The sequence below is a fragment of the Domibacillus sp. 8LH genome (assembly GCF_038806185.1).
Classification (GTDB): domain Bacteria; phylum Bacillota; class Bacilli; order Bacillales; family Domibacillaceae; genus Domibacillus; species Domibacillus indicus_A.
Window position 1 is genome coordinate 1 of sequence record NZ_JAVJNG010000094.1, and the last position, 336, is coordinate 336.

1 protein-coding gene is annotated in these 336 nt (G+C 37.2%); it reads right to left on the reverse strand.

Going from position 1 to position 336, the window contains the following annotated elements; translation table 11 throughout:
* The coding region (locus tag RG959_RS25695) for a hypothetical protein (RefSeq protein ID WP_342799287.1) at positions 1 to 336 on the reverse strand (336 nt) is incomplete at both ends.

Below are 336 nucleotides of genomic sequence, written 5' to 3' on the forward strand. Positions count from 1 at the left end.
TCTTTGTCTTTCCCGTCTTTGTCTTTCTTGTCTTTGTCTTTCCCGTCTTTGTCTTTCTTGTCTTTGTCTTTCTTGTCTTTGTCTTTCTTGTCTTTGTCTTTCCCGTCTTTGTCTTTCTTGTCTTTGTCTTTCTCGTCTTTGTCTTTCTTGTCTTTGTCTTTCTTGTCTTTGTCTTTCTTGTCTTTCTTGTCTTTATCTTTCCCGTCTTTGTCTTTCTTGTCTTTATCTTTCCCGTCTTTGTCTTTCTTGTCTTTGTCTTTCTTGTCTTTGTCTTTCCCGTCTTTGTCTTTCTTGTCTTTGTCTTTCCCGTCTTTGTCTTTCTTGTCTTTGTCTTTC